The following is a 22743-nucleotide window of genomic DNA, read 5'->3' on the forward strand; positions in this document are numbered from 1 at the left end:
TCCCTAGTAATCCTGATCTCATGATACGTGTTATATCATCAATATTCAGGACAACTAGGGCTTAGAACAAGCTCTATACGCTACTCTTTTTCCTTATTATCATCTTCTTTAACAATCTCATCCACCACTGCATCATGTGGTTTCAGAGTTAATTGTACATTACGCTTACCTTGATCTTCGACCACTTTCTGTTCGGTGACATAACCTTCGCCTTCTACGTTAACGGTCAATTCCATCAGCGTCAATACCTGTAATGCATCAAGTAGAGATTCACCCTTCAAATCAGGGATTGCCATCGTCTTACTCTCTTCGGATAGCAGATATACCCGTTGCCCTGCATTCATGATAGAACCTTTAGCTGGGTATTGTCTAATCACCTTATTACCTGTTCCTAAAGTCTCGTAAGCAATACCTGTATTCAACAATTCTTTTCTTGCTGATTCAATCGTCTTCCCTACCAATTCCGGTGCTTTAGATTTAACCGTAACCGGATTACTACTCTTCTTAGAATTTTGAGCATCATTTCCTGAATCAGCTGAAAACACTTTAGGGACATTCATATACTGAAGCGATTGAGATACAATTTTTTTGAATACAGGAGCAGCCGCTGATCCCCCACCTGCATTCGCGTCGGTTGGCTCATCTATAATGACAATCACAGCAATTTTAGGATCATTCACTGGAGCATAACCAACAAAGGAAACAACTGACTTGTCATAATCATATTTACCATTAATAGGTTTAACGGCAGTACCTGTTTTACCTGCTACTCGATATCCATCAATGTAAGCATTTCGTCCAGTTCCTAACTTTTGGTCAGCGACGACCTGCTCCAAATAATTTCCCGTTTCTTTAGCAGCTGCAGGGGATATGACCTGACGAACCACATCTTGATCAGTCACTTCAGTGACTCCAGTATTGGGATCATATTTTTCTTTAATGATATGTGGCTTAAGCAGCTTTCCTCCATTCGCAATAGCGGCAATGGCCGTAATCTGCTGTATGGGTGTAACGTTGACGCCATGCCCATAAGATGCCGTTGCAACTTCTACATTACCTGGCAAATTAATCGCCCAGGAAGCTTCACCTGGCATATCGATATCTGTTTTCTGCCCGAATCCGAAATTATTAATGTAATTTAGCAGTCGTTCTTTACCTAGCATTTCGAAGCCCATCTTAACAAATGCAACGTTACTCGAACGTTTTACACCCTCTAAGTATGAAATAGTACCCCAACCTGCATGCTTCTTATCATGAAGCACTGTCTTGGTGCCCTTTACTCTAATGCCTCCAGATAAATAGGTATCTGTTGGTTTAATAAGTTTCTCTTCTAGAGCCCCTGCCAAAGTAACTATTTTAAATGTAGATCCCGGTTCATACAACGACTTAACAGCATGATTTATGAAATTTTCCGGTTCTGGCGTTTCCCAATATGAGTTCGGATTAAATGTAGGCATATTCGCCATACCTAGAATTTCCATCGTATTGGGATCTGCTGCGATCACCGTCATACTGATTGGATTATATTTGGCATAGGCCTCTTTCATGGCATCCTCAATATAATACTGTATCGTATTATCAATCGTCAGCTTGAAGTTTGTACCATTGACAGCAGGCACATACACCTCTTTTGCATTCGGTAACTTGTCTAACTGCCCATCACTTTGGTAATTAATAGATCCGTTTGTCCCTCTGAGTTCCTTGTCAAGAGATGCTTCGAGGCCTGATATCTCTTTACCATCACGATCTACATAACCTATAATATGCGCAGCTAAGTTGTTATTGGGGTAGTATCGTTTCTGTTCTTTAAGCAATCCAATACCCGCGTCGGCTACTTTTTTCTTGTCCTTCTTTAGCTCGGTCTTTATTTCTGTAACTAAGGCATCCACTTTTTCTTTCTTTTCTTGACTGATCTTAAGACCTTCTGTACGGATTTCCCGACTAGTCCAGTAGCCATCCTTATTATTCGGTTCAACCAATTTACTGTCCTTCGCTGTAACCAATTTACGCAAGTCAGCTTCATTTTTCCCGAGAATTCGCTGTAACCCTGCAACTACTTCATCTTCGATTCCATTCTCATGAATCACCTTGGGATTCACCGTCACGGTATAAGCAGGCGCATCAATCGCGAGCGCTTCACCTTTTCGGTCCGTAATCGTGCCTCGTGTGGCCGTAATTTTATCCTGTTTGGTCCACTTTTCCACAGCCTCAGCATGCCAGAAGTCACCATTAACCACTTGGATGAAGAAGACTCTAGTTATTAAAATAGCAAAGAGGAGGGTTATAAATCCTCCTATAAGCAACGTTCGTAACTTTATTCTTTTTACCATCAGACAACCCTCACATCCACTATTTTTGTTTCGTATCTAATTCCGGTGTTTCAGCTTTAGGAACTTCGGTAGAAACTGCAACACGGGGTACATGAATGATACTCTGCTCTAGCGGTAAGACATAACCTTCTTTAATCGCCGTTTCAACAATAGTTTCCTTAAGGGTTTGTTTCTTAAGTTCCAATTTAGATATTTCCAACTTGTTTTTTCTAATAACAGAATTCATTTCTTGACTCTGTTTATTAAGATCATAGATCTGTGCGTATCGCCAAATCACAAGGCTTGCAACAGCTACACATACTAAGACCGTTAACAAATACAGCATTTTTTCCTTCATCGGAATGAATGTTCGGCGTGTAACAACTTTAGTCTGTTCCCGATATCCAGGAGAAACCCGTTCGGCTGGTTTTGGTTTTACTGCTAAATTCCCACGCGTATAAGCCATTTCTTACTTCCCTTCTTGAGCATCCCTGCTTATTAATATGTGACCAATTTCATTACAATTTTTCTACGACTCGAAGCTTAGCCGATCTTGAACGCGAGTTCTCTTCAAGTTCTATTTCACTAGGAATCATCGGTTTACGATTCACCAGTTTTAGTTGCCCCTTATTTCCACATACACACATTGGAAAATCTGATGGGCAAGTACATTTAGGAACATAACTACTAAATATTTGCTTGCAAATACGGTCTTCTAACGAGTGGAAGGTAATAACCGATATTCTTCCTCCAGGGGCCAAACAGCGAACAGCTTGATGTAACCCATCTTCGAAAGCACCAAGTTCATCATTAACTGCAATCCGTAGTGCTTGAAAGCTTCGTTTCGCAGGATGTCCCCCAGTTCTTCGCGCCGCAGCCGGAATACCGTCTTTAATAATCTCTACAAGTTCACCTGTTGTTCCGATACGCTGTTTCTCTCGACGTTCTACAATTAACTTAGCAATACGACGTGAGAACTTCTCTTCTCCATATTGGAATAACACCCTAGCAATATCTTTTTCAGACCATGTATTAATGATCGTATCAGCCGTCAACTCTGCTGATTGATCCATCCGCATATCTAATGGAGCATCATGGTTGTAACTAAATCCTCTCTCGCCCTCGTCAAACTGTGGTGACGAGACACCGAGATCGAACAAGATACCATCGACTTGAGGAATTCCATCCTTCTGAGGGACAGAGAGTTCCTTCAAAGCCTCTTCTAAATAACGAAAGTTTGTTTTCACTAAAGATATTCGATCACTGTAAGGGGCTAACTTTTCTTTCGCAGCCTCAAGTGCCCAGTCATCCTGGTCCAAGCCAATTAATCTACCATATTCTCCAAGTTTAGATGCGATTAGGGAGCTGTGTCCCGCGCCCCCCAACGTACAATCGACATAAATGCCGTCTCTTTTTATGCGAAGTCCTTCTGTGGCTTCTTCTTTAAGTACCGTGATGTGATGAAACAATATGCAACCCTCCAGACTATTATAAATCAAAGTTAAAATCGACTAATTTCTCAGCAATGTCATTAAACGCTTCTTCGGACTGGTTGTAATATTCATTCCAAATAGGTTTACTCCAAATTTCCATACGGTTCGATACACCGAGCACAACACACTCTTTATCTAATTTAGCATACTCTCTTAGATTACCCGGTAAGTTTACCCTACCCTGTTTATCCCATTCGCATTCGGTAGCCCCTGAGAAAAAAAATCGTGTGAAAGCACGTGCATCTGATTTCATCAATGGAAGTGATTTAAGTTTCTGTTCTAACAGTGCCCATTCTTCTCTTGGGTAAGCAAAGAGACAATGGTCTAAGCCGCGGGTAACAATAAATGAAGTGCCCAGAAGTTCACGGAATTTGACAGGGATAATCATTCGTCCCTTATCATCAATGCTATGCTGATATTCCCCCATAAACATTGGTCCATTCACTCCTTAACCTAAATTCCCCACTTTGCACCACTTTCCACCACTTAACAATACTAGATTCGCCATTAGAAATCAAAGTCCTTCTTTCATATGAACGTTTTTTTCTTGTTATAGGAAATGGATCAAAAAAAAAGCCCCCTAATACTTCAGGAGGCTTGCTTCATTTTCCTAATAATATATTTAGTGCACATTCCAACTATCCAAATAAGCTACTTGCTCTTCACTTAATGAATCTAGTGCAATACCTAGACTTTCAAGCTTAAATCTTGCCACTTGTTCATCAATCTCATACGGTACGTTAAGAACTTGTTTGCCTAATTTCTCATAATTATCATTCACATATTTCAGAGACATCGCCTGTAATGCGAACGTCATATCCATAATTTCTGCTGGATGTCCATCCCCTGCACCTAAATTCACGAGACGCCCTTCAGCGATTAGATACATTTTGCGGCCATCTTTAAATTGATATTCTTCAATATTCTTACGTACAGTTCGAACGGAACTCGAACGAATAAGAAGTTCAGGTTTGTTCACTTCGACATCGAAATGCCCCGCATTTGAAAGAATAGCTCCATCTTTCATCACATCATAATGTTCCCCTGTTATAACATATTTATTTCCAGTCACCGTTATAAAGAAGTCTCCAAGCTTCGCAGCTTCAAGCATAGGCATCACTTGGAATCCATCCATATGCGCCTCAACAGCACGAATAGGATTCACCTCAGTAACGATTACGTTCGCGCCCAATCCTTTAGCGCGCATCGCAACCCCTTTACCACACCAGCCATATCCTACAACTACGACATTTTTACCTGCTACAACCAAGTTCGTTGTCCGATTGATTGCATCAAATACCGATTGACCCGTACCATAACGGTTATCAAATAGATGTTTACAATATGCATCATTTACAGCAACCATAGGCAACTTCAATATTTGATCTTTCTCCATTGCCTTCAGGCGAATAATCCCAGTCGTTGTTTCTTCAGCGCCCCCACGAATGTTGACGAGTAGATCCGGACGTTCTGTATGTAGAATCGTTACAAGGTCGCCACCATCATCAATAATAAGATCAGGTTTCGTCTCTAGTAACCGAATCAACATCTCTTTATATTCCTCAGGTTCTGGATTATGCTTCGCCAATACGGTAACGCCATCTTCCACCAATGCAGCACACACATCATCCTGTGTAGAAAGCGGATTACTCCCTGCAATGGTAACTTCTGCTCCACCGGCCATTACCACTTTAGCCAAATAAGCCGTTTTTGCTTCTAGATGAAGCGAGATCGCCACTTTTAATCCTTTAAACGGTTGTTCCGCTTCAAATTGTGCACGTATCCGATTTAACACAGGCATATGGGCTTCCACCCAATCAATCTTCAGGTGCCCTTCAGGAGCTAACTTCATATCTCTTACGATACTGTTCTCAATAGACTTAGAATTCATTGTAATCCTCCTTATATGTGAACCTACAATAAAATAACACGATGCTCTTCTGAATAGTCACCTGTATTCTCTAGTATATCTTCGATCAAAGATAGACCATACCGATTCAAGTAATGATATACATTAAACACTCTCTCCTGAGGTTTACCCATCGGAAACAATAACGTACCAATTCGATCCCATTGACGAAGTGTAGCTTCATGTTGTTGTTCAAGTGCATCCTTAGCTTTACGTTCTAGGAAAGAGATCTGATCAATAATCTTTATTTTATTATTCTCTCCCAAGGTATATAATCCCTTTTCTAAGCTGCTAAGTTGCTCAATTAATGGATCATACATTTGTTCAAAAGCCTTCCGTGTCTCCACGAACAACTGATCGATCTGTAAAGAGTCTTGATTGGACAACCATTGTTCTCGACGCTCTTGCAAGCGATACTGGACATCTTGAAAAGAAAGTCCGTATTTCTTCATATATTTCTGTTGAGTATCCTCAAGAAGAGTAAACGACATCCTAGGTAACAATATAGGCATCTTCTGATCCATGATTTCAAATGCTTGTCGTGTAATGGCCCAATAAGCAAGTTCCCCTTGGCCTAACACGCATGCAACAACTGGAAGCAACGAGTCCTGCATAATCGGACGAGTCAGTACATTATTACTGAATCGTTCTGGATGAATCTCCAACATATCCAACAGTTGTTCTTTAGTAAATGATACCAAACGTTTACGGTCCATAAATTTACCGTCTTGTTTCACTAAAAGGAGTCTATTACCTTCATGAAGGTAAAATAAATTAGCACCTTCATCCGCTACATCTGCCTGTAATTCATACCCTAGTGAAGTAATCTGATCAGCCGAAGCACGATAAGACCGCCCTAATTCATCATTACGCTCAATCATTGACTTGAAAATTGGAGATTCTAGCTTACGTAATCTGATATCTGCTGAATCCAATAGCACCAATCCGTATTTTCCAAACATGTCTCCCAATAACGTAGCAAAAGCATCGCTTAAATTATCGGATGTATGGATCGCTCGTTGAATCTGAGTGATAATATCAGATTTCACATCACTATCTGGCAAGGTATCTGACAGAGATTTTATAGCTTGATCCCACTCTGCAGATGATATAGCACTATAACTTACAGATGAACGCTGTGATGAATACTTATCCATCTTAATCTTAGATACCTGTTGTGTATCCCCTGAGAGGAGATAAGTATGATTCACCTCATCCCAGTCATGATCTTCACCTGCAATCCAGAATACAGGTACTACAGGTCTTTTCAAGCGTTTCTCCGCTTCTTTCGCTGCTTGTATAATCGTGATTGCTTTGTATATAACTAGCATTGACCCCGTAAACAATCCACTTTGCTGTCCACCCGTTACAACAAGTGTACCAGGCTTCTCCAACATATAAAGGGAGGTATGTACTGCATCATGAGAATTGAATTTCTCATTATAACCTTTCAATATCTCTACCAAGGCATGGCGGTTTACCCGTCTGTCTTCTGTATCATCCAACCACTGCATTCGATCCATCCATGTCTGATCGCGATGGTAATCTTCACCGTACAGGGAAGTAACTTTCTCATAATCATGAATATAATCATATGCCAGAGATGAACCACTTTGTAATGGCTCAGCAACAACTTTCATCGGGTATACCTCCTATTCTTGCACTATAAACAAATTCATCAAATAGAAACGGCATAGCCCTCCTTATAAGGACGGTATCCGTTTCACTAAGAAATATAAAGATGAAGTATAAGATGAAACCTATACTTTATTATATTTCAATAATATCTAAAATTCTTTCTTGATTGTAACTAATATGAAGCTTTCAGTCAAAGAAACTTCAGAACCCTTTGTCTCACTTACAAAGGTAAAAAAAACCGCCGGTTCCCCCGGCGGCATAAACATTCCCATTGTACTATCAATCAAGCATAGGGTGTTGCAACCCAATGTCCTTTAGATACTTCAACTAATTTGGATTCTGACAAATTGAATTTACTTCCTCCGCTTGATCCGTTAGCAGAATGGATAGGTCCATCAAGCTCGTCTGGCATGATGATCCGTTTCTTATTTGCCTCAATCTCTGGATCAGCAATCGGAATAGCTGATAGTAGAGACTTGGTATAAGGATGAATAGGGTTATTGTACAATTCATCACTCTCAGCCAATTCAACCATTTTCCCAAGATACATAACAGCTACACGATCACTAATATGTTTAACCATGGATAGATCATGAGCAATAAATAAATACGTCAGGCCCAAGCGATCCTGTAAATCCTTAAGCAGATTTACAACCTGTGCCTGAATCGATACGTCGAGCGCAGAGATAGGTTCATCACATATAATAAACTTCGGATTAACAGCAAGAGCACGAGCAATTCCGATACGCTGACGCTGACCACCGGAAAATTCATGTGGATAACGAGTAGCATGATCGGAGTTTAGACCAACCATATCCAGTAATTCCTCGATCTTCATCTTACGTTCTTTACGGCTATCCGTTAACTTGTGTATATCGAATGCTTCACCAATAATATCAGAGACCGTAAAACGTGGGTTAAGGGAAGCATACGGATCTTGAAATATCATCTGCATATCGCGACGCATAGCTTTCATTTTGTTAGGTGGAAGTTTATAAATATCTGTCCCACCAAAATTAACGCTACCTGCTGTCGGTTCATAAAGTCGAAGAATCGTACGGCCTGCAGTAGATTTACCACAACCAGACTCTCCTACCATACCTAACGTTTCACCTTCACGAATGGAGAAACTAATGTCATCAACAGCCTTCAATATTTTCCCCTTACCTACATCGAAATACTTCTTCAAGCCATTGACTTGAATTAATGGTTGACTCATGATGATTCACCCTCCCGAGCCATAGGATGCAGATTCCAACAACGTGCCATATGTGACTCACTAAATACAGTCTCATCTGGTCTAACACTTTCACAAATCTTCATTGCCTCATCACAACGGGCACAGAATGAACAACCTAGTGGTGGTTTAATGAGATCTGGAGGCGTTCCCATAATCGGTATTAATGGTTCGTCTTTCTTCTGATCTAGGCGAGGCATGGAACGCAAAAGCCCCTTCGTGTACGGATGTTGAGGGTTTTTGAATATTTCCATGACTGTTCCAGTCTCTACGACTTCACCGGCATACATTACGATTACCTTGTCACACATCCCAGCTACTACCCCAAGGTCATGTGTAATGAGAATAATCGACGTTCCTAAACGTTGTTGCATTTCTTTCATAACATCCAGGATTTGAGCCTGAATCGTAACATCCAAAGCTGTTGTAGGCTCATCCGCAATCAGAAGTGCAGGACGACAAGCTAGCGCAATCGCGATCATGACACGTTGACGCATACCACCAGAGAATTCATGTGGATATTGATCAAACCGCGCTTCCGCATTTTTGATACCCACAAGTTTCAACATCTCAATCCCTTGCACCTTAGCTTCGCTCTTAGACATTTTTTGATGCTTAATCATAACTTCCGTAATTTGTTTTCCCACTTTGATCGTAGGATTCAAGGAAGACATAGGATCTTGAAATATCATACCAATATCTTTACCACGAATGGCTTCCATTTGTTTATTCGTTTTATTCAATAGGTTTTCACCCTTGAAGATAATTTCCCCTTGTTTAATGCGTGAAGGCGGCGATGGAATCAGGCGCATGATCGTCTGAGCGGTAACACTTTTACCACTACCAGATTCTCCGACGATTGCTACCGTCTCACCCTCACCAATCTCAAAGTTCATTCCGCGAACAGCCTGAACTTCTCCACCTTTTACGTGAAATGATACGTGTAAATCCTTTACATGTAAAATCGGCTCCATAGTTCCACCTCCTATTTCTTTAATTTGGGATCCAGCGCGTCACGAAGACCATCACCGAAAATATTAAAGCAAAGCATAATCAGACTGATCAGAACAGCTGGGAACAACATCCGCCAAGGATAGTACATCCATCCCGTAAGAGCATCACTGATCATCGAACCTAGAGAAGCAACGGGTGCTTGTACACCAAGACCCAAGAAACTTAAGAAGGCTTCTGAGAAAATAGCACTTGGAACGGATAACGTCAGCGTGACGATGATCGGCCCAACCGCATTAGGAAGAAGATGACGGAATATTAGACGAGCGTTACCAGCACCCATTGAACGAGAAGCTAGCACGAACTCACGATTTTTAAGTTGAATCATCTCACCGCGTACGATCCAAGACATATTAATCCATCCTGTAATCGTCAACGCTAGAATAATCGTCCCTAGACTTGGTTCAAGTACAACCAACAATAGAATAGTGACTAGTAAATAAGGGATAGAATATAGAATTTCAGAGAATTTATTCATGATCTCATCTACGCGACCACCGAAAAACCCCATCGTTCCGCCATATATCACTCCGATGATAAGATCAATCAGGGCAGCAGCTAAGCCGACCGTAAGCGAGATTCTAGCACCCATCCATGTACGAACAAACATATCACGACCCAATTCATCCGTACCAAACCAGTGAATAGAGGAAGGCGCTTGATTCGTATTCGCATAATCATTGGTATAGTGGTTAAAATCAGAAATCATTGGTCCAAAAATAGATGCAACAATGATAAGGGCCAATATAATAAGAGCAGTCATGGCAATTTTGTTCTCACAAAGTCTTTGCCAAGCGTCTCTCCATGCTGACAAGCTTTCTCTTTGGATTACCTCTGATTGTTTCTCATCGGTACCAATTTTGCGAAAGTCTTCAGACGTCAATATAACATGGTCTTGAGATGTCTTTGTCTGATTATTAGCCAACAGTTAGCCCTCCTTTCCACCGGATAATTTAATACGTGGGTCAATCATAACGTAGGCAATATCAGTAATGAATCTCGCCACCATCAGAATTACACCATAAAAAATAGTAACCCCCATGATCAACGTATAATCACGGTTCGTGATCGATTCAACGAACACTTTACCTATACCACCAATACCAAAGATTTGCTCAATAACAACAGACCCCGTGATAATGTTAGCAGTCATAGGACCTACATAGGTCACAACAGGTAGAATCCCGTTACGGATAACATGCTTGAACATAATCGTAAACCAATTAAGACCTTTAGCTTTCGCTGTTTTGATATAGTCGGCATGCAATACCTCTAACATACTCGATCTTGTAAGACGAGCAATAAATGCAATCGGTTGTGCTGATAATGCAATCACAGGAAGGACATAGTCTAATGGCTTATCAAATCCTATAACATTAAACCAGCCCGCTTTTTCAGCTAAATAGTACTGGAGCAGGGAAGCGAATACAAAGCTGGGTACAGCCATACCAAGTACCGCTAATATCATGGCGACATTATCGATCAACTTTCGATGATAAAGTGCCGCAAGCATACCCAGTAGAACCCCGACCACTACAGCGATCACAATGGCTACCAGGCCGAGCTTCAGTGATGTTTGAAACGTATCCGAAATAATTTTACTAACATCCTGATTCAATTTCTTCATTGATATCCCAAAATCACCTGTAGTGATGTCACCCAGGTACTTGAAGTACTGTACATACAACGGTTTGTCCAACCCATATTGTTCCATTAGACGAGCTTTCATTTCAGCTGACACCTTCTTCTCAGCCTGAAAAGGATCACCCGGAATGGCTTTCATAAGAAAGAATGTTGCAGATATCAATATTAGTAGAGAAAGCAACATATAGAAAAACTTATTGGCAACATAACGTACCATTCCATTCACACCTCCATATCAAGTCCTAGAGAACACGAAAATAATTTTAATATAAAACAAGGTTTTAATCTAATCACTATAATTTCATAATAATGAAATCCTTGGATACTTCATGACAAGATAAAAAAATCGGGATATATATGGGGCTCCCACATATACATCCCGAATTAACTACTTAACTCTAAATGTTACACTACTCGATGTAGGCGCGTGAAAAGTCGATTGCACCGCTATAATTAACGGAAATGCCTTTTACATTTCCCTTAGTTAGCGATACATTGGTGTAGTAATACAACGGCATAAGAACTTGTTCGTCTTGAATCAAGATTTTTTCTGCTGCTGCCATTTTCTCCATACGAACAGCATTATCTTGTGATGTCATAGCATCTTTAACCAATTGGTCATATTCAGCATTGCTAAAGCCAGAATCATTGTTACCGGCACCTGTTTTCCACATATCAACGAAGCTCATAGGATCATTGAAGTCAGCAGTCCAACCAGCACGAGCAATTTGGTAATTCAAGTTCTGACGATTCTCAAGGAAGACACCCCACTCAAGATTCTCCGTCTTAACTTCTACGCCTAGGTTGTTTTTCCACATATCAGCTATAGCCAATGCAACTTTCTTATGGCTTTCACTGGAGTTATAAATCAAAGTTACTTCTGGAAGTGTTGTGTATCCTTCTTCAGCCATACCTTCAGCAAGCAACTTCTTAGCTTCTTCATAGTTTTCTTGGAAGAAATTATCTTTATACTCGGTACGGAACTCATCTTTAACACCTTTAATTCCTGGTGCAACGAAACCAAATGCAGGAATTTGTCCACCCAATGTTACTTTGTCTACAAGGTCTTGACGGCTAATAGCCATTGAAAACGCTTTACGAATTTTAACATTATCAAACGGTTTAGCCGTTACGTTAAATTCATAGAAGTAAGTACTAGCAATCCCTTTGACAGCGAATTCATTTGGTAGATTCTTCTTCATAGTAGGGATTGAATCAGAAGGAATCTCACCGTTCGGTGCACCAGCATAGTCAAGTTGTCCACTCTTATAACTTGAAAGCTCCGCAGCACCACTTGTTACCAAGGATGATTCAATTTTGCTCAATTTAATATTATCTTTGTCCCAATATTTATCATTTTTAGTGTATTCAAGTTTTTGACCAGTCGTCCAATTTGTTAAATTAAATGCACCATTAGTGATCATAGACTTATAGTCTGTCGCCCAAGCCGCATTATTCTTAACAGAAGCGTGTACTGGGAAATACGTATAGAAGGAAGTTAGACCCAAGAAATAAGGAGTTGGGTTTTCTAATGTCACTTCTAAAGTGTGGTCATCTGTAGCCTTTATTCCAACTTGGGAGAAATCAGTGATTTCTTTAGCGTTGTAAGCATTCGCATTCTTAATGTACCCTAATTGGTAAGCATAAGGAGGAGCTGGTGTTGTAGTAGGATCAAGAACACGTTGCCAAGCAAATACGAAATCATTGGCAGTTACAGGATCACCATTACTCCATACAGCATCTTTACGAAGTTTGAAAATATATTGCAATCCATCTGGAGATATTTCCCACGATTCAGCTGCTGCTGGAACTTCTTTTCCAGTATCATCCAAACGCACTAAGCCTTCATACATTAATTTTAGAGCTGTGTTAGCTTGACTATCTTGAGCTAGTCCTGGGTCAAATGTTGGTGGTTCAGCACTCATGTTAATATGAAGTACTTGTTCCTTTGCTTTTGCTGGTTTTCCAGCGCCGTTTGATGCTCCACCTTCTCTGTTGTTGTTACTGCCGCAAGCTGCGAGTACAGTACTAACAATCAAGATAAGTGCAAGCATACTTAGCAAGCGTTTCTTGTTCACCTGATGTTTCCCCCTTGTTGTGTGTGGCGATTGAGTATAGTTATTGATTATACAACCAGTGGTCAAAAAAATCTATATAACAATTCAGGAAATGATGAATTTTTCTGAAAAGAAATCATATTTTCCATAATTTTCATCAAATTATGTAGCATAACCTTCACATCGATTTAAATATGTATCTAATTAATCCAATTATTGTAAATAATATATAGCTACATGTCATAATTACGAACGTCATTCTCCAAACTGCTCGAAGCATTCTTGTTACATCTACTTTCCCCTTTAATCGATTCTGTGCTCCACCGATCAGCCCTACGGCAATTAAAAGGAATAACAAAATAAGATAAAACCCAAATTTCAAATTGAATATGTTATTAAAAAATGCAGATACAGACACAATCAGAAACAAGGTAGTAACATCCATAGCTACCAACAAAGCATTACGTTTATCATTCTTCCACTTGCGATAAATAAAAAACACTAAAAAGAATGGAAAAAATGGAAGAATGCTAAATACGATAAAAGAATTACGTAGTAGGTCCAACGTTTCACTCCTCCTTTGTACTAATTCCTTTTATTAATTCAATCATGGACTTGTGATAATTAGCGACTATCCCTTTCTCTTCAGCCATGGTCACGATACTCCCATTAATCCAATTCACTTCCGTAGGAATACCTTCAAGAACATCCTTTAGCATAGATGAGGTATTAGCTGAAGTTGATAGGCATATGCTAACAATTTGATCCCACAAATTATGATCCCAATAGATTCCGCAAGCATCATATACTTTAGTTCCTTCTAAGAAAAGATTCCTCATCATATCCACTCTTGCTTGTGTCGCCATCAATTCTCCATTAGGAATTCTCCATAGAGCAGTTAATGGATTTATACATGCGTTAATTAATAATTTGCGATAAATATGGTTAACAATTTCATTCGACAAATCACTGACAAATCCTGCTTTTTCAAACTCATGTACCAAACAATTCTCACTTTTCCTTGAATTATTCCCCATCTGAGATTCCCTATGTGTTATTTCACCGATCGTTGTTACACCTCGACCTGCATGGAACACCTCGTTGTAGGATAACCTCTTTGCTCCTTCTGTTGTGATCGCTGAATAAATATGCCATTTAGGCAATAACGAGTCCAAAAGCTGAATATGGCCTGTTCCATTTTGGAAACAAACTAATCCTTTGGTTCCCTTCAAAACATTATCGTCCATCTTTGCAAGTAGTTGTGATCCTATCTCCGCTACGTCTTTTTGCTTCGTCATAAGAAATATCCATTCCGCAGGATTATACTCCCAGCGCTTCGTGAAATTATCCAATATATCAGCTTCTATTATGCTAGGACTAACTTCAGACGTTTTCGAATTCTCTTTACTTGTCACATGTAGACCTTCCGTACTTAAGGAAAGAACCTGTTCTGTACTTCGGCACCAAATACGAACCTTGTTCCCTGCAAATGCTAATTTCCCTCCATACAATAGACCTAATGAACCTCCACCTATAATATCAATTCTCAGCTTGTCCATCTCCATCCCGTGATCAGTTCGCATTTCATCTATTATAACATTAGCAAAGAAATGCAAAATACCCCGTACAGAGAGTGTCATTGACGTCTCTGTACGGGGTATTTTGTACAACAAGGATTACTACGATAGATTGAACTAAAGTCTGCGCTCACTAGTTCAATCATTTCTAAAGAAGATCGTGAATATGGGGTTTCGTCTTTAGTTCAATCTATATAGTTAATCGATACGTTCGAGATTCCCATTGGCATCCATTTTAAATCTCGACTTACTTTCTTCCTCTTCTTCATTCAAAAAGGCCAAACGTCGTGCACGATCCATGATCTGAATCAATGCCTTGTAGTCATCATTCACAACGCGATAATCCGTCTGAACCTCATTTACTTGTTTAGACAATCTCTCATTAATGAGTCGCAGGTGTTCTACTTCCTCATCCTTCTCACGAAGTTCCTTCTCAAGCATTTTTAACTGTCTGCTATTTTCCTGAACAGTTCCTTTCCACTGCCTTAGAAAGCGAATAACCGCTTCCATAGATAGTGATTCTTCACTTATTCCTTCAACCTTATAGTAATTACTGTCCTCTTCCACTTTCATTAAGCTTGCAACCTGTAATCCCACTACGGAAGGTTGCTTCTTGTAGTAGCTACGCTTCTGACGCTGCGCTTTAGCAATACTAATCGCTTCATCATACTTTTTACGAACACAACTGTTCCATCGAAATCCACATGCTGCTGAAGTTCTCCCGATTTTTTCACCAACTTCTTCAAATGCAGACAACTGCGTACCGCCATCGCGAATATGGCGCAAAGTTACTTCTGCCAAAATAAGATCATCATCTACACTCCATGCGTCCTGTCTTACGGCTGTCATGCAACCAAACCCTCCTAACAACGTCCTAAAATAACCATCTTCTTAACCAGATTTATCCGGCAATGCATGAGGTATAAAAGCTGCTTAATTCATTTCTATGCCTCTCATAGAGTTCATAGAATCTATTTGATACTATTTTGTATATCCAATTTATTGAACAGTCATACACAAGCAACAAGAATCCTTTCAGATTAATCAAATGTTATACAAATTTTTCTATAACAATAGTCACAATATTTGATTTTTTTTGCGTTTCATCATTTACACATATTTCCGAAACCGCTATAATGGAGCATATATAAGGTTGAGCGTACATATGGAAGGGGATATGATTTGTGGGACGTATGTTTCGAGTTCTAGGTTTTTTCACGTTAGCAATCGGACTTATGGCGTTTGCCGGTGGTTTGGTCGAAATGGCTTTATTGTTTTTTCTTCAAACCGCTTTCTTTGTCATATTGGGCTATCTAAAATTCACAGAAAGAACTTATGTGCTTCTATTTTGGGCCTACATGATTGTAACTTTTACAGGATTTAGTTATTGGACCGTATTTGTAATGGATATGCCAGTCTAATTCTTATTGTAAGTTACTCCATAGAACGACCCTTTGATCCTATTCACGGACTGAAGGGTCGTTTTTTTGACGAGTTTTGAACTTATAAACACTAGACTCTGTTAAAATACAAGTTATAATAACTAAAATGATTGACATATACATATAGTTACAAATACACAAGGGAGGGGAACACTCTTGAAAGGAACAAAATGCCACTTCATTTTGTGCATGCTACTCACTTTACTGCTTTACTCAACAATCCATCCTAATGGAAGGATCTATGCAGATCCTTTGATTCCATTTGACGAAGACACTCGCCAACTACTTGAGAAAAGTCTATCCATTGTGGAAATAGACAGTGAAATAGAGCGCATCAGTAAGCGACAAATCGAGATGGAGCATGAGCAGGAACAATTAGAATTAGACCTTCTTCAAAAACGTAATCAAATCAAAGACAAACAAGAGCGAGCAGGGGAAATTGTCCGTTCGTATTACATGGGTGAAAGAGATTTTCTATACTCAGCTTTGCTTTCTGTCAAAAATATAAGTGGACTCCTCATGATCTATGGCTATTACGAACTCATCATGAATAACGATAAAGATGTTCTAAATACATACCAGTCCGAATATGCAAATTTACAGATCACGCAAAAAAAAATAGCCCGAAATGCTACTGAGCTAGAGGAAATGAAGAACAATCTCATTAAACAGCGGGAACGAGTGCTCGTTCTTCAGAATTCAGTAGAAGGAAGTTTAGAAACAAGTAGTAATCCAGAGGCTATGCAACAAATGATGAATGAATTCACTTTATATTGGGAAAATGTAGGATTGTACGAGGTTAAGCGTCATTTCAGAGCCCTTTCTTTGGCTATGAAGGATTTACCTGAATTTGCTCAGAATACAAAAGGTATCATCCAAGCTAAAGGTTCAATCTACACCATTAATATTACTGAAAATCAATTAAATACATTTCTCCGTTCCAAAGATAATCTATTTAATGAATTTGCCTTTCATTTCGACGATGGTGTCATCTCTGCTTCAGGACAAAGCGGGGCGCTTGCCATAAGAATAGAAGGCAAATATAGCATTGTTAACGATCCCCAAAATGGGATTATGTTTCATGTTTCCAAATTAATATTTAACAACTTACAACTACCTGATACGACATCTCGTGCACTTGAAGAAGAATTCGATCTTGGCTTTTATCCACAAAAACTCATATCTTTTGTCAAAGCAACAGATGTGAAAATATCGGAAAACCTTTTACACATCACATTGAAGTTGTCTATGTAGCTAAAGAAAAAATTAGTTATTATCCATTTTTTTGCTTTTTCGTTCCTTTAGCTAACATGGCCTCTTTAAATTGACTAACCTTAATTTCACCTGTGAGCAGTTGCTTTACATGACCAGACAGTTCAATCAGAGTCTTGATTGTTAATTGCTCTGCATCTATTTCCCCTCTATTTAGCTCATGTAATAACTCTAGCCGGAATGGTATATCAAAGGAATCAGTAATAGGAGTCTCGTAAATTGCACTCAAAGAGGGCAATCGTTTTGTCGCGTTCAACCATTCCTGTTGATTAGAATACGATGTCATATACGCAATCCATTCTGAGGACTGCTCTATCATGGAAGACTGAGAAGATACGCCAAATGATCGACTTCGTAAAAAGGATGGCGATTCACTATAGAAATGTTCCGGAAAGTCAACCCATAATCCATCATTCAAAGACGCAGTTTCTGAGTAGGGAGAAAGGTACATTATCATCTCGCCATTTCTAAAGGATTGTAGCGCTTGCTGCTTATTGTCGTTACTCACAAGATACATATACGGGAGTGCCTGTTCAATCCATCCTAAGTGTTGATCTTCCGGTTGCAAGATATTCCCTCCCATCCCACCGATCAAAGTAGCTAGCGCATAGGGTTGCTCAGATTCAATACCAAGCAATAGCTTCCCCTTCTTTTCCATATGTTTTTTCAGCAAATTAACCCATTCTTCACTCTTGCTTGGCGACGCCGTCAATCCCATCTCAGTTAAAGCCTTAGATTGCCATACTAACACATAGGGATTCATATCAAATGGTGTGGCCCACTGATAACCATTCCATTCTACTGTAGCAAGTAGCGAACGTAATACATTGCTTCCAGGAGTGCTTTTACGATAAGACTCAACAGGCAATAAGTAACCCTTGGTAGCGAAGGTCTTTACCCATTCACCCTCCATTAAAATTACATCGGGGCTTTCTCCTATGGCCAAGGATTTAGAAACTTCACTGTAAGCGCTATCATTAGGGATATTAGAAAGTTGAGCTTGAATCCCTGTTTCTTGAACAAACCGTTTATTCATTAAATCAAGCTTATAGAAGTCATTTATACTCAATTGTACTGAGATTGTAATAGGTCGATCATTTGTTTCTTGATTTTGTGAATCTAATGATTGAGGACTTGGGGTATTATTATTATAATTCGAATTCCTGTGTGTGAAATCAAGACTTGGAGACAAGCCCGTTAGGGATAGCAGTAGAATAGCAAACAGTATCCAGTAATTCTTCCGTTTCATTAGCCGCTCGTCCTCTCTCTAAACCACATGCCCTTATTTTAGCAAACATGTGCCGCCTTTGTCCTACCTTTATTATATATTTTTACCAAACATAAACATCTGTGCCGTCCTTTGACGGCATAGCGACGTTTAGCGTTGAAATATATAAAAAGAACCGATCCCTCAGGTCAATATCAGCACCTTTAGGACAGTTCCTTTTAGATCATTCATTTAGAAAAAGGACTAGCTTATTTCTCGGGAAATATACACTATAATAAATCTGCAGCGAGTTGAGCTAACTTAGAACGTTCTCCCTTTTCTAACGTAATATGACCACTTATCTTCTCTTCCTTGAACCGTTCCACAAGATAACTTAAACCGTTACTAGATGCATCTAGATAGGGATGATCAATCTGTTCAGGGTCGCCCATTAATATTACTTTACTTCCCTCACCAGCACGGGAAACAATGGTCTTAACTTCATGTCTAGAAAGGTTTTGCGCTTCGTCTATAATGATAAATTGGGCGGGTATAGATCGACCTCTAATATAAGTTAGTGCCTCCACTTGAATACTACCTAACCCCATCAATATTTTATCAATATCACCCGAACGTTTCGTTTCGAATAAAAATTCTAAATTATCATAGATCGGCTGCATCCATGGTCTTAGCTTCTCCTCCTTCTCACCTGGAAGATAACCGATATCTTTACCCATTGGGACAACTGGACGAGCAATGAGTAGCTTTTTATATTTATGTTCATCCTCCACTTTAGAAAGGCCGGCCGCTAAAGCAACTAGCGTTTTGCCTGTACCAGCCTTTCCTGTAATGGTTACTAATGGAATGTTATCATTCAGTAGTAATTCTAAAGCCATACGTTGTTGAGCATTACGGGCACTTAGTCCCCATACCGGTTCATTGCTCAAATAGAGCGGTTCAAGCCTAGTGCATTCAGCGTTCACTTTAAGAAGTGCCGATTTACCACTGCCCATTTCATCTTTTAGAATCACAAATTCATGAGAATACAGTGGGTAGGTTAACTGAAGCGCGTTGATGGGCAAGAAACGATAGCTATAAAATTCATCGATGATCGATGGATGAACTTTGATGTTTAAGTAGCCCGTATAAAGTTCGCTTACACTCGCAGTTCGATCAGTGAGATAATCCTCTGCAATTAATCCCAACACATCCGCTTTGACACGAACTAACACATCCTTACTAACAATTACCACGGAGGATGGGTCTGTTTTCTCTTCTTCTTCCAATTGATAGTTAAGTGCAACGGCCAGAATTCGGTTATCATTGTTTATTTCACCAAACATCTCTTGTACCTTAAGAAAACTACGATGATTAAGTTCTACCTTCAGTCTTCCGCCATTTTGCAAATTCACACCACTATGCAAGTGTCCATGCTCTCTAAGTCCATCGAGTAGCCTCGATACCGTACGTGCGTTGCGTCCAATTTCATCTGCATTACGCTTTTTGGAATCAATCTCTTCCAGAACAACGGCCGGAATAATAACGTCATGTTCTTCGAAAGTAAAGATTGAATTGGGATCATGTAGCAGCACATTAGTATCTAATACGTAAATCTTCTTCATCGTAACCCCTCCAAAGCGCATTTATTATGGATACATAAATTTGTCCGTCCAGGACAATATAAGGGTACGTATTAAAGATTCAGCAATGACTATTTCCGTGAAAGGACGGATGACATATGCGATTATGTCTATGCTTTTTGTTAACCATGTCTTTATTGGCAGGTTGTGGCACTGCTACTAAGAATGCATCACCCTCTCCTCAGAATCACAACAAGAACAATCTATCTATTAAATCTAATGCAAATACGGGTGTAAAAGACCAATCCGTCAAAAGTCATTTGGAAGCATTAGCAGAAAGAGTACCTGGCGTAAAAAAGGCACATTGTGTCGTAATAGGTAACACAGCTGTTGTTGGTATCGACGTAGAAGGTAATCTAACCCGATCACGTGTTGGTACGATTAAATTTTCGGTCGCTGAAGCACTTTCACATGATCCTCGAGGTTTGAATTCGTTGGTAACCGCTGATATGGATCTGTCTAATCGTATTGCTGAAATTGGCAATCACATTCGAGAGGGACGCCCTGTTTCTGGCTTCGCTTCAGAAATGGCCGATATTATGGGACGAATTGTCCCTCAACTGCCTGAAGATGTCAAAACTCAACAAAATACGCCCACAACTAAATCCACTAAGACCACTCACCCATCGACACATACCAAAAAATAATAAAAATAGCCTAGTGATTGCTCACTAGGCTTTTTGCATGGCAGAAAATACTTGTCCGTCCAGCTTCTCTGAAGCACGCTGGTCATAGGTTTTAATGTATTGAGGGGCAGAAGAGAGCTGTGCACCATAAAACAATGCATTTCGCACTGCTTCTATACTGATGTCGAAACAGCATAATTTAAAAGGAATGTTAGGTAACGGATCTAACGCTATTGCAGCTCTACCATTTATAGCATGTACCGTCCCTTCCCCAAACACAGTGATGGTCACCAGAGGATTACTCTTTATGTTCTCGACTAACCGAGAGCGATGATCAATCGCAATTCGTAATGTGGAGGCATTCAACGCATATACCCAAGAAATAGCACTGGACGTAGGTCCTCCAGTTTCTGCATCAACGGTGCTCAGCAAAACAAATGTTTCAGACTTCAATTGCGCTAATAAAGTCTCTGTCATTTGTGTGACGGTTCCGGACATAGAACCAGACCTCCTATACGCTTCAATTCATTATAATCTATTATATTATAGCACAGGATAAAAATTGCATCCAAATTTACGGATTTGTGTCGTTAGTGCTCTGATCCAATGTTTGAACAGACTTACCTGCAAGCTCATCCTTAAGTGCTTGTTTGGCTTTGTCCAATTCGTCATCATTAATATGGACGTAAGGGCTCTTCCATTCTCCAGTCACAGGAACGAATTTCACATTATCTTTAGATATATTCCAATAGGTCGCAATGATGTTTTTTAGTTGAGCTTTTTCAATATCTGTCTCCAAATTATCACTCACAGCATCAAGCACACTACCAATCTTAGTCGCACCACTGAACGTTTGCATCTGATCAATTAACGAATGAAGAACTTCGTTTTGTCGCTGGTTTCGACTGAAATCGTCAGATTCCTTCGTTCTAGGTTTACACCCAGGACCAGAATGACGATATCTGACATAACCTAGTGCATCTTCACCATTCAGTTCAGACGGGCCCTTCTTCAGATTAATATCAGTCCCATCTGCCTTATCCTTATAACACATATCCATGCTGATATTTACGTCCACACCACCCAGAGCATCAACAACGTCGCTGAAACCTTGGAAATTAATAACCGTAACGTAATCAATCGGAATATCCAAGTATTTAGTAAACATCTGCTTCATTTCATTCGGAGCAGTAATACCAGACTTCTTCTCTGCATCTAGAAAATTAGGATAATAAGCGTTAGCCTTCCTCACCTTATAACCATCCAAATCAATTCGGGTATCCCTCGGAATTGAAACGACCGTGGCTGATTTCGTATCAGGATTAAAGGTAGCTACCATCATAACATCTGTCAGATGAGTACCTGTCTTAGGACGGTAATCTGTTCCTAGAAGAAGCATCGTAACAGGTTTTACTTTGGCAGAAGCTTCAGGCGCAACCGGGGTATCAATACCCGTGTCAAGAATGGTGTTATCTAACTTGTAAGCAACCCAACCTAAATATCCAGCAACACTTAAAAAACTCAAAATAATGACAATTAATAATAATTTCAAAAAAGATTTCAAAAAACTTTTCTTCTTTTTCTTCTTCTGTGGCAATCTCGGTTGTTTGACTGCTCCACCACGATTTCTGGGAGGAAGATGAGAATTACTAGGACTCATGTTGAACACCTTTTTCATCAT

At 39.7% G+C, this 22743-nt stretch carries 21 protein-coding genes; 3 read left to right on the plus strand and 18 right to left on the minus strand.

Annotation, left to right across the window (positions count from 1 at the left end):
• Positions 1–80: 80 nt before the first annotated feature.
• The 14 genes from PGLA_RS23645 to PGLA_RS23710 all read right to left on the minus strand — a co-directional run bounded on the left by PGLA_RS23645 (position 81) and on the right by PGLA_RS23710 (position 15724).
• On the minus strand, positions 81–2330 hold the full coding sequence (locus tag PGLA_RS23645) for a penicillin-binding transpeptidase domain-containing protein (protein WP_068537655.1): 2250 nt from the start codon (positions 2328–2330) through the stop codon (positions 81–83).
• 19 nt (positions 2331–2349) lie between these two features.
• Positions 2350–2775: a hypothetical protein gene (locus tag PGLA_RS23650; protein WP_068537656.1), complete on the minus strand. Its 426-nt coding sequence runs from the start codon at positions 2773–2775 to the stop codon at positions 2350–2352.
• A 52-nt stretch (positions 2776–2827) separates the two neighbouring features.
• The gene (rsmH, locus tag PGLA_RS23655) at positions 2828–3778 is read right to left on the minus strand and encodes a 16S rRNA (cytosine(1402)-N(4))-methyltransferase RsmH (protein ID WP_068537657.1); all 951 of its coding nucleotides are present in this window, start codon (positions 3776–3778) and stop codon (positions 2828–2830) included.
• Positions 3779–3797: 19 nt separating this feature from the next.
• The gene (mraZ, locus tag PGLA_RS23660; RefSeq protein WP_068537658.1) at positions 3798–4235 is read right to left on the minus strand and encodes a division/cell wall cluster transcriptional repressor MraZ; all 438 of its coding nucleotides are present in this window, start codon (positions 4233–4235) and stop codon (positions 3798–3800) included.
• A gap of 189 nt (positions 4236–4424) precedes the next feature.
• Positions 4425–5693, minus strand: a complete 1269-nt coding sequence (locus PGLA_RS23665; RefSeq protein WP_068537659.1) for an adenosylhomocysteinase — start codon at positions 5691–5693, stop codon at positions 4425–4427.
• Positions 5694–5716: 23 nt separating this feature from the next.
• The gene (gene bshC / locus PGLA_RS23670) at positions 5717–7351 is read right to left on the minus strand and encodes a bacillithiol biosynthesis cysteine-adding enzyme BshC (RefSeq protein WP_068537660.1); all 1635 of its coding nucleotides are present in this window, start codon (positions 7349–7351) and stop codon (positions 5717–5719) included.
• A gap of 281 nt (positions 7352–7632) precedes the next feature.
• Entirely contained in the window at positions 7633–8568 is a 936-nt protein-coding gene (locus PGLA_RS23675) for an ABC transporter ATP-binding protein (protein ID WP_068537661.1), read from the minus strand.
• Complete coding sequence (locus PGLA_RS23680; protein ID WP_068537662.1) at positions 8565–9560, minus strand: ABC transporter ATP-binding protein; 996 nt, start codon at positions 9558–9560, stop codon at positions 8565–8567. The genes PGLA_RS23675 and PGLA_RS23680 overlap by 4 nt, the downstream gene beginning before the upstream one ends.
• Before the next feature lie 11 nt (positions 9561–9571).
• Complete coding sequence (locus PGLA_RS23685) at positions 9572–10522, minus strand: ABC transporter permease (protein WP_068537663.1); 951 nt, start codon at positions 10520–10522, stop codon at positions 9572–9574.
• Between the two features lie 3 nt (positions 10523–10525).
• A complete protein-coding gene (locus PGLA_RS23690; protein WP_068537664.1) occupies positions 10526–11458 on the minus strand; it encodes an ABC transporter permease in 933 nt (310 codons plus the stop codon).
• 193 nt (positions 11459–11651) lie between these two features.
• Complete coding sequence (locus PGLA_RS23695) at positions 11652–13319, minus strand: peptide ABC transporter substrate-binding protein (protein ID WP_068537665.1); 1668 nt, start codon at positions 13317–13319, stop codon at positions 11652–11654.
• Between the two features lie 157 nt (positions 13320–13476).
• Positions 13477–13863, minus strand: coding sequence for a DUF3397 domain-containing protein (locus tag PGLA_RS23700; protein ID WP_068537666.1), 387 nt, complete (start codon positions 13861–13863; stop codon positions 13477–13479).
• A gap of 4 nt (positions 13864–13867) precedes the next feature.
• Complete coding sequence (locus PGLA_RS23705; protein ID WP_211269618.1) at positions 13868–14968, minus strand: ketopantoate reductase family protein; 1101 nt, start codon at positions 14966–14968, stop codon at positions 13868–13870.
• A 105-nt stretch (positions 14969–15073) separates the two neighbouring features.
• Positions 15074–15724, minus strand: a complete 651-nt coding sequence (locus PGLA_RS23710) for an RsfA family transcriptional regulator (RefSeq protein WP_068537667.1) — start codon at positions 15722–15724, stop codon at positions 15074–15076.
• Between the two features lie 335 nt (positions 15725–16059).
• Between PGLA_RS23710 and PGLA_RS23715 the strand changes: the two genes are divergently transcribed.
• Together PGLA_RS23715 and PGLA_RS23720 are read left to right on the plus strand one after the other, a co-directional pair.
• On the plus strand, positions 16060–16296 hold the full coding sequence (locus PGLA_RS23715; RefSeq protein ID WP_068537668.1) for a DUF2626 family protein: 237 nt from the start codon (positions 16060–16062) through the stop codon (positions 16294–16296).
• A 177-nt stretch (positions 16297–16473) separates the two neighbouring features.
• The gene (locus PGLA_RS23720; protein WP_245700285.1) at positions 16474–17571 is read left to right on the plus strand and encodes a coiled-coil domain-containing protein; all 1098 of its coding nucleotides are present in this window, start codon (positions 16474–16476) and stop codon (positions 17569–17571) included.
• A gap of 19 nt (positions 17572–17590) precedes the next feature.
• Here the strand turns inward: PGLA_RS23720 and PGLA_RS23725 are convergent, their stop codons facing one another.
• Together PGLA_RS23725 and PGLA_RS23730 are read right to left on the minus strand one after the other, a co-directional pair.
• On the minus strand, positions 17591–18838 hold the full coding sequence (locus PGLA_RS23725; protein WP_068537669.1) for an extracellular solute-binding protein: 1248 nt from the start codon (positions 18836–18838) through the stop codon (positions 17591–17593).
• 248 nt (positions 18839–19086) lie between these two features.
• Positions 19087–20418: a PhoH family protein gene (locus tag PGLA_RS23730; protein ID WP_068537670.1), complete on the minus strand. Its 1332-nt coding sequence runs from the start codon at positions 20416–20418 to the stop codon at positions 19087–19089.
• 146 nt (positions 20419–20564) lie between these two features.
• On the opposite strand from PGLA_RS23730, the gene PGLA_RS23735 reads away from it, so the two are divergent.
• Positions 20565–21083, plus strand: a complete 519-nt coding sequence (locus PGLA_RS23735) for a YhcN/YlaJ family sporulation lipoprotein (protein ID WP_342671711.1) — start codon at positions 20565–20567, stop codon at positions 21081–21083.
• 24 nt (positions 21084–21107) lie between these two features.
• Here PGLA_RS23735 and PGLA_RS23740 read toward each other — a convergent pair whose 3' ends face one another.
• Positions 21108–21560: a pyridoxamine 5'-phosphate oxidase family protein gene (locus PGLA_RS23740; protein WP_068537672.1), complete on the minus strand. Its 453-nt coding sequence runs from the start codon at positions 21558–21560 to the stop codon at positions 21108–21110.
• Positions 21561–21636: 76 nt separating this feature from the next.
• Positions 21637–22722 (minus strand): LCP family protein, encoded by a 1086-nt coding sequence (locus tag PGLA_RS23745; protein ID WP_068537673.1) that lies wholly within the window; start codon positions 22720–22722, stop codon positions 21637–21639.
• Between the last annotated feature and the right edge of the window lie 21 nt (positions 22723–22743).

The organism is Paenibacillus glacialis (genome assembly GCF_001637205.1).
Classification (GTDB): domain Bacteria; phylum Bacillota; class Bacilli; order Paenibacillales; family Paenibacillaceae; genus Paenibacillus_AQ; species Paenibacillus_AQ glacialis.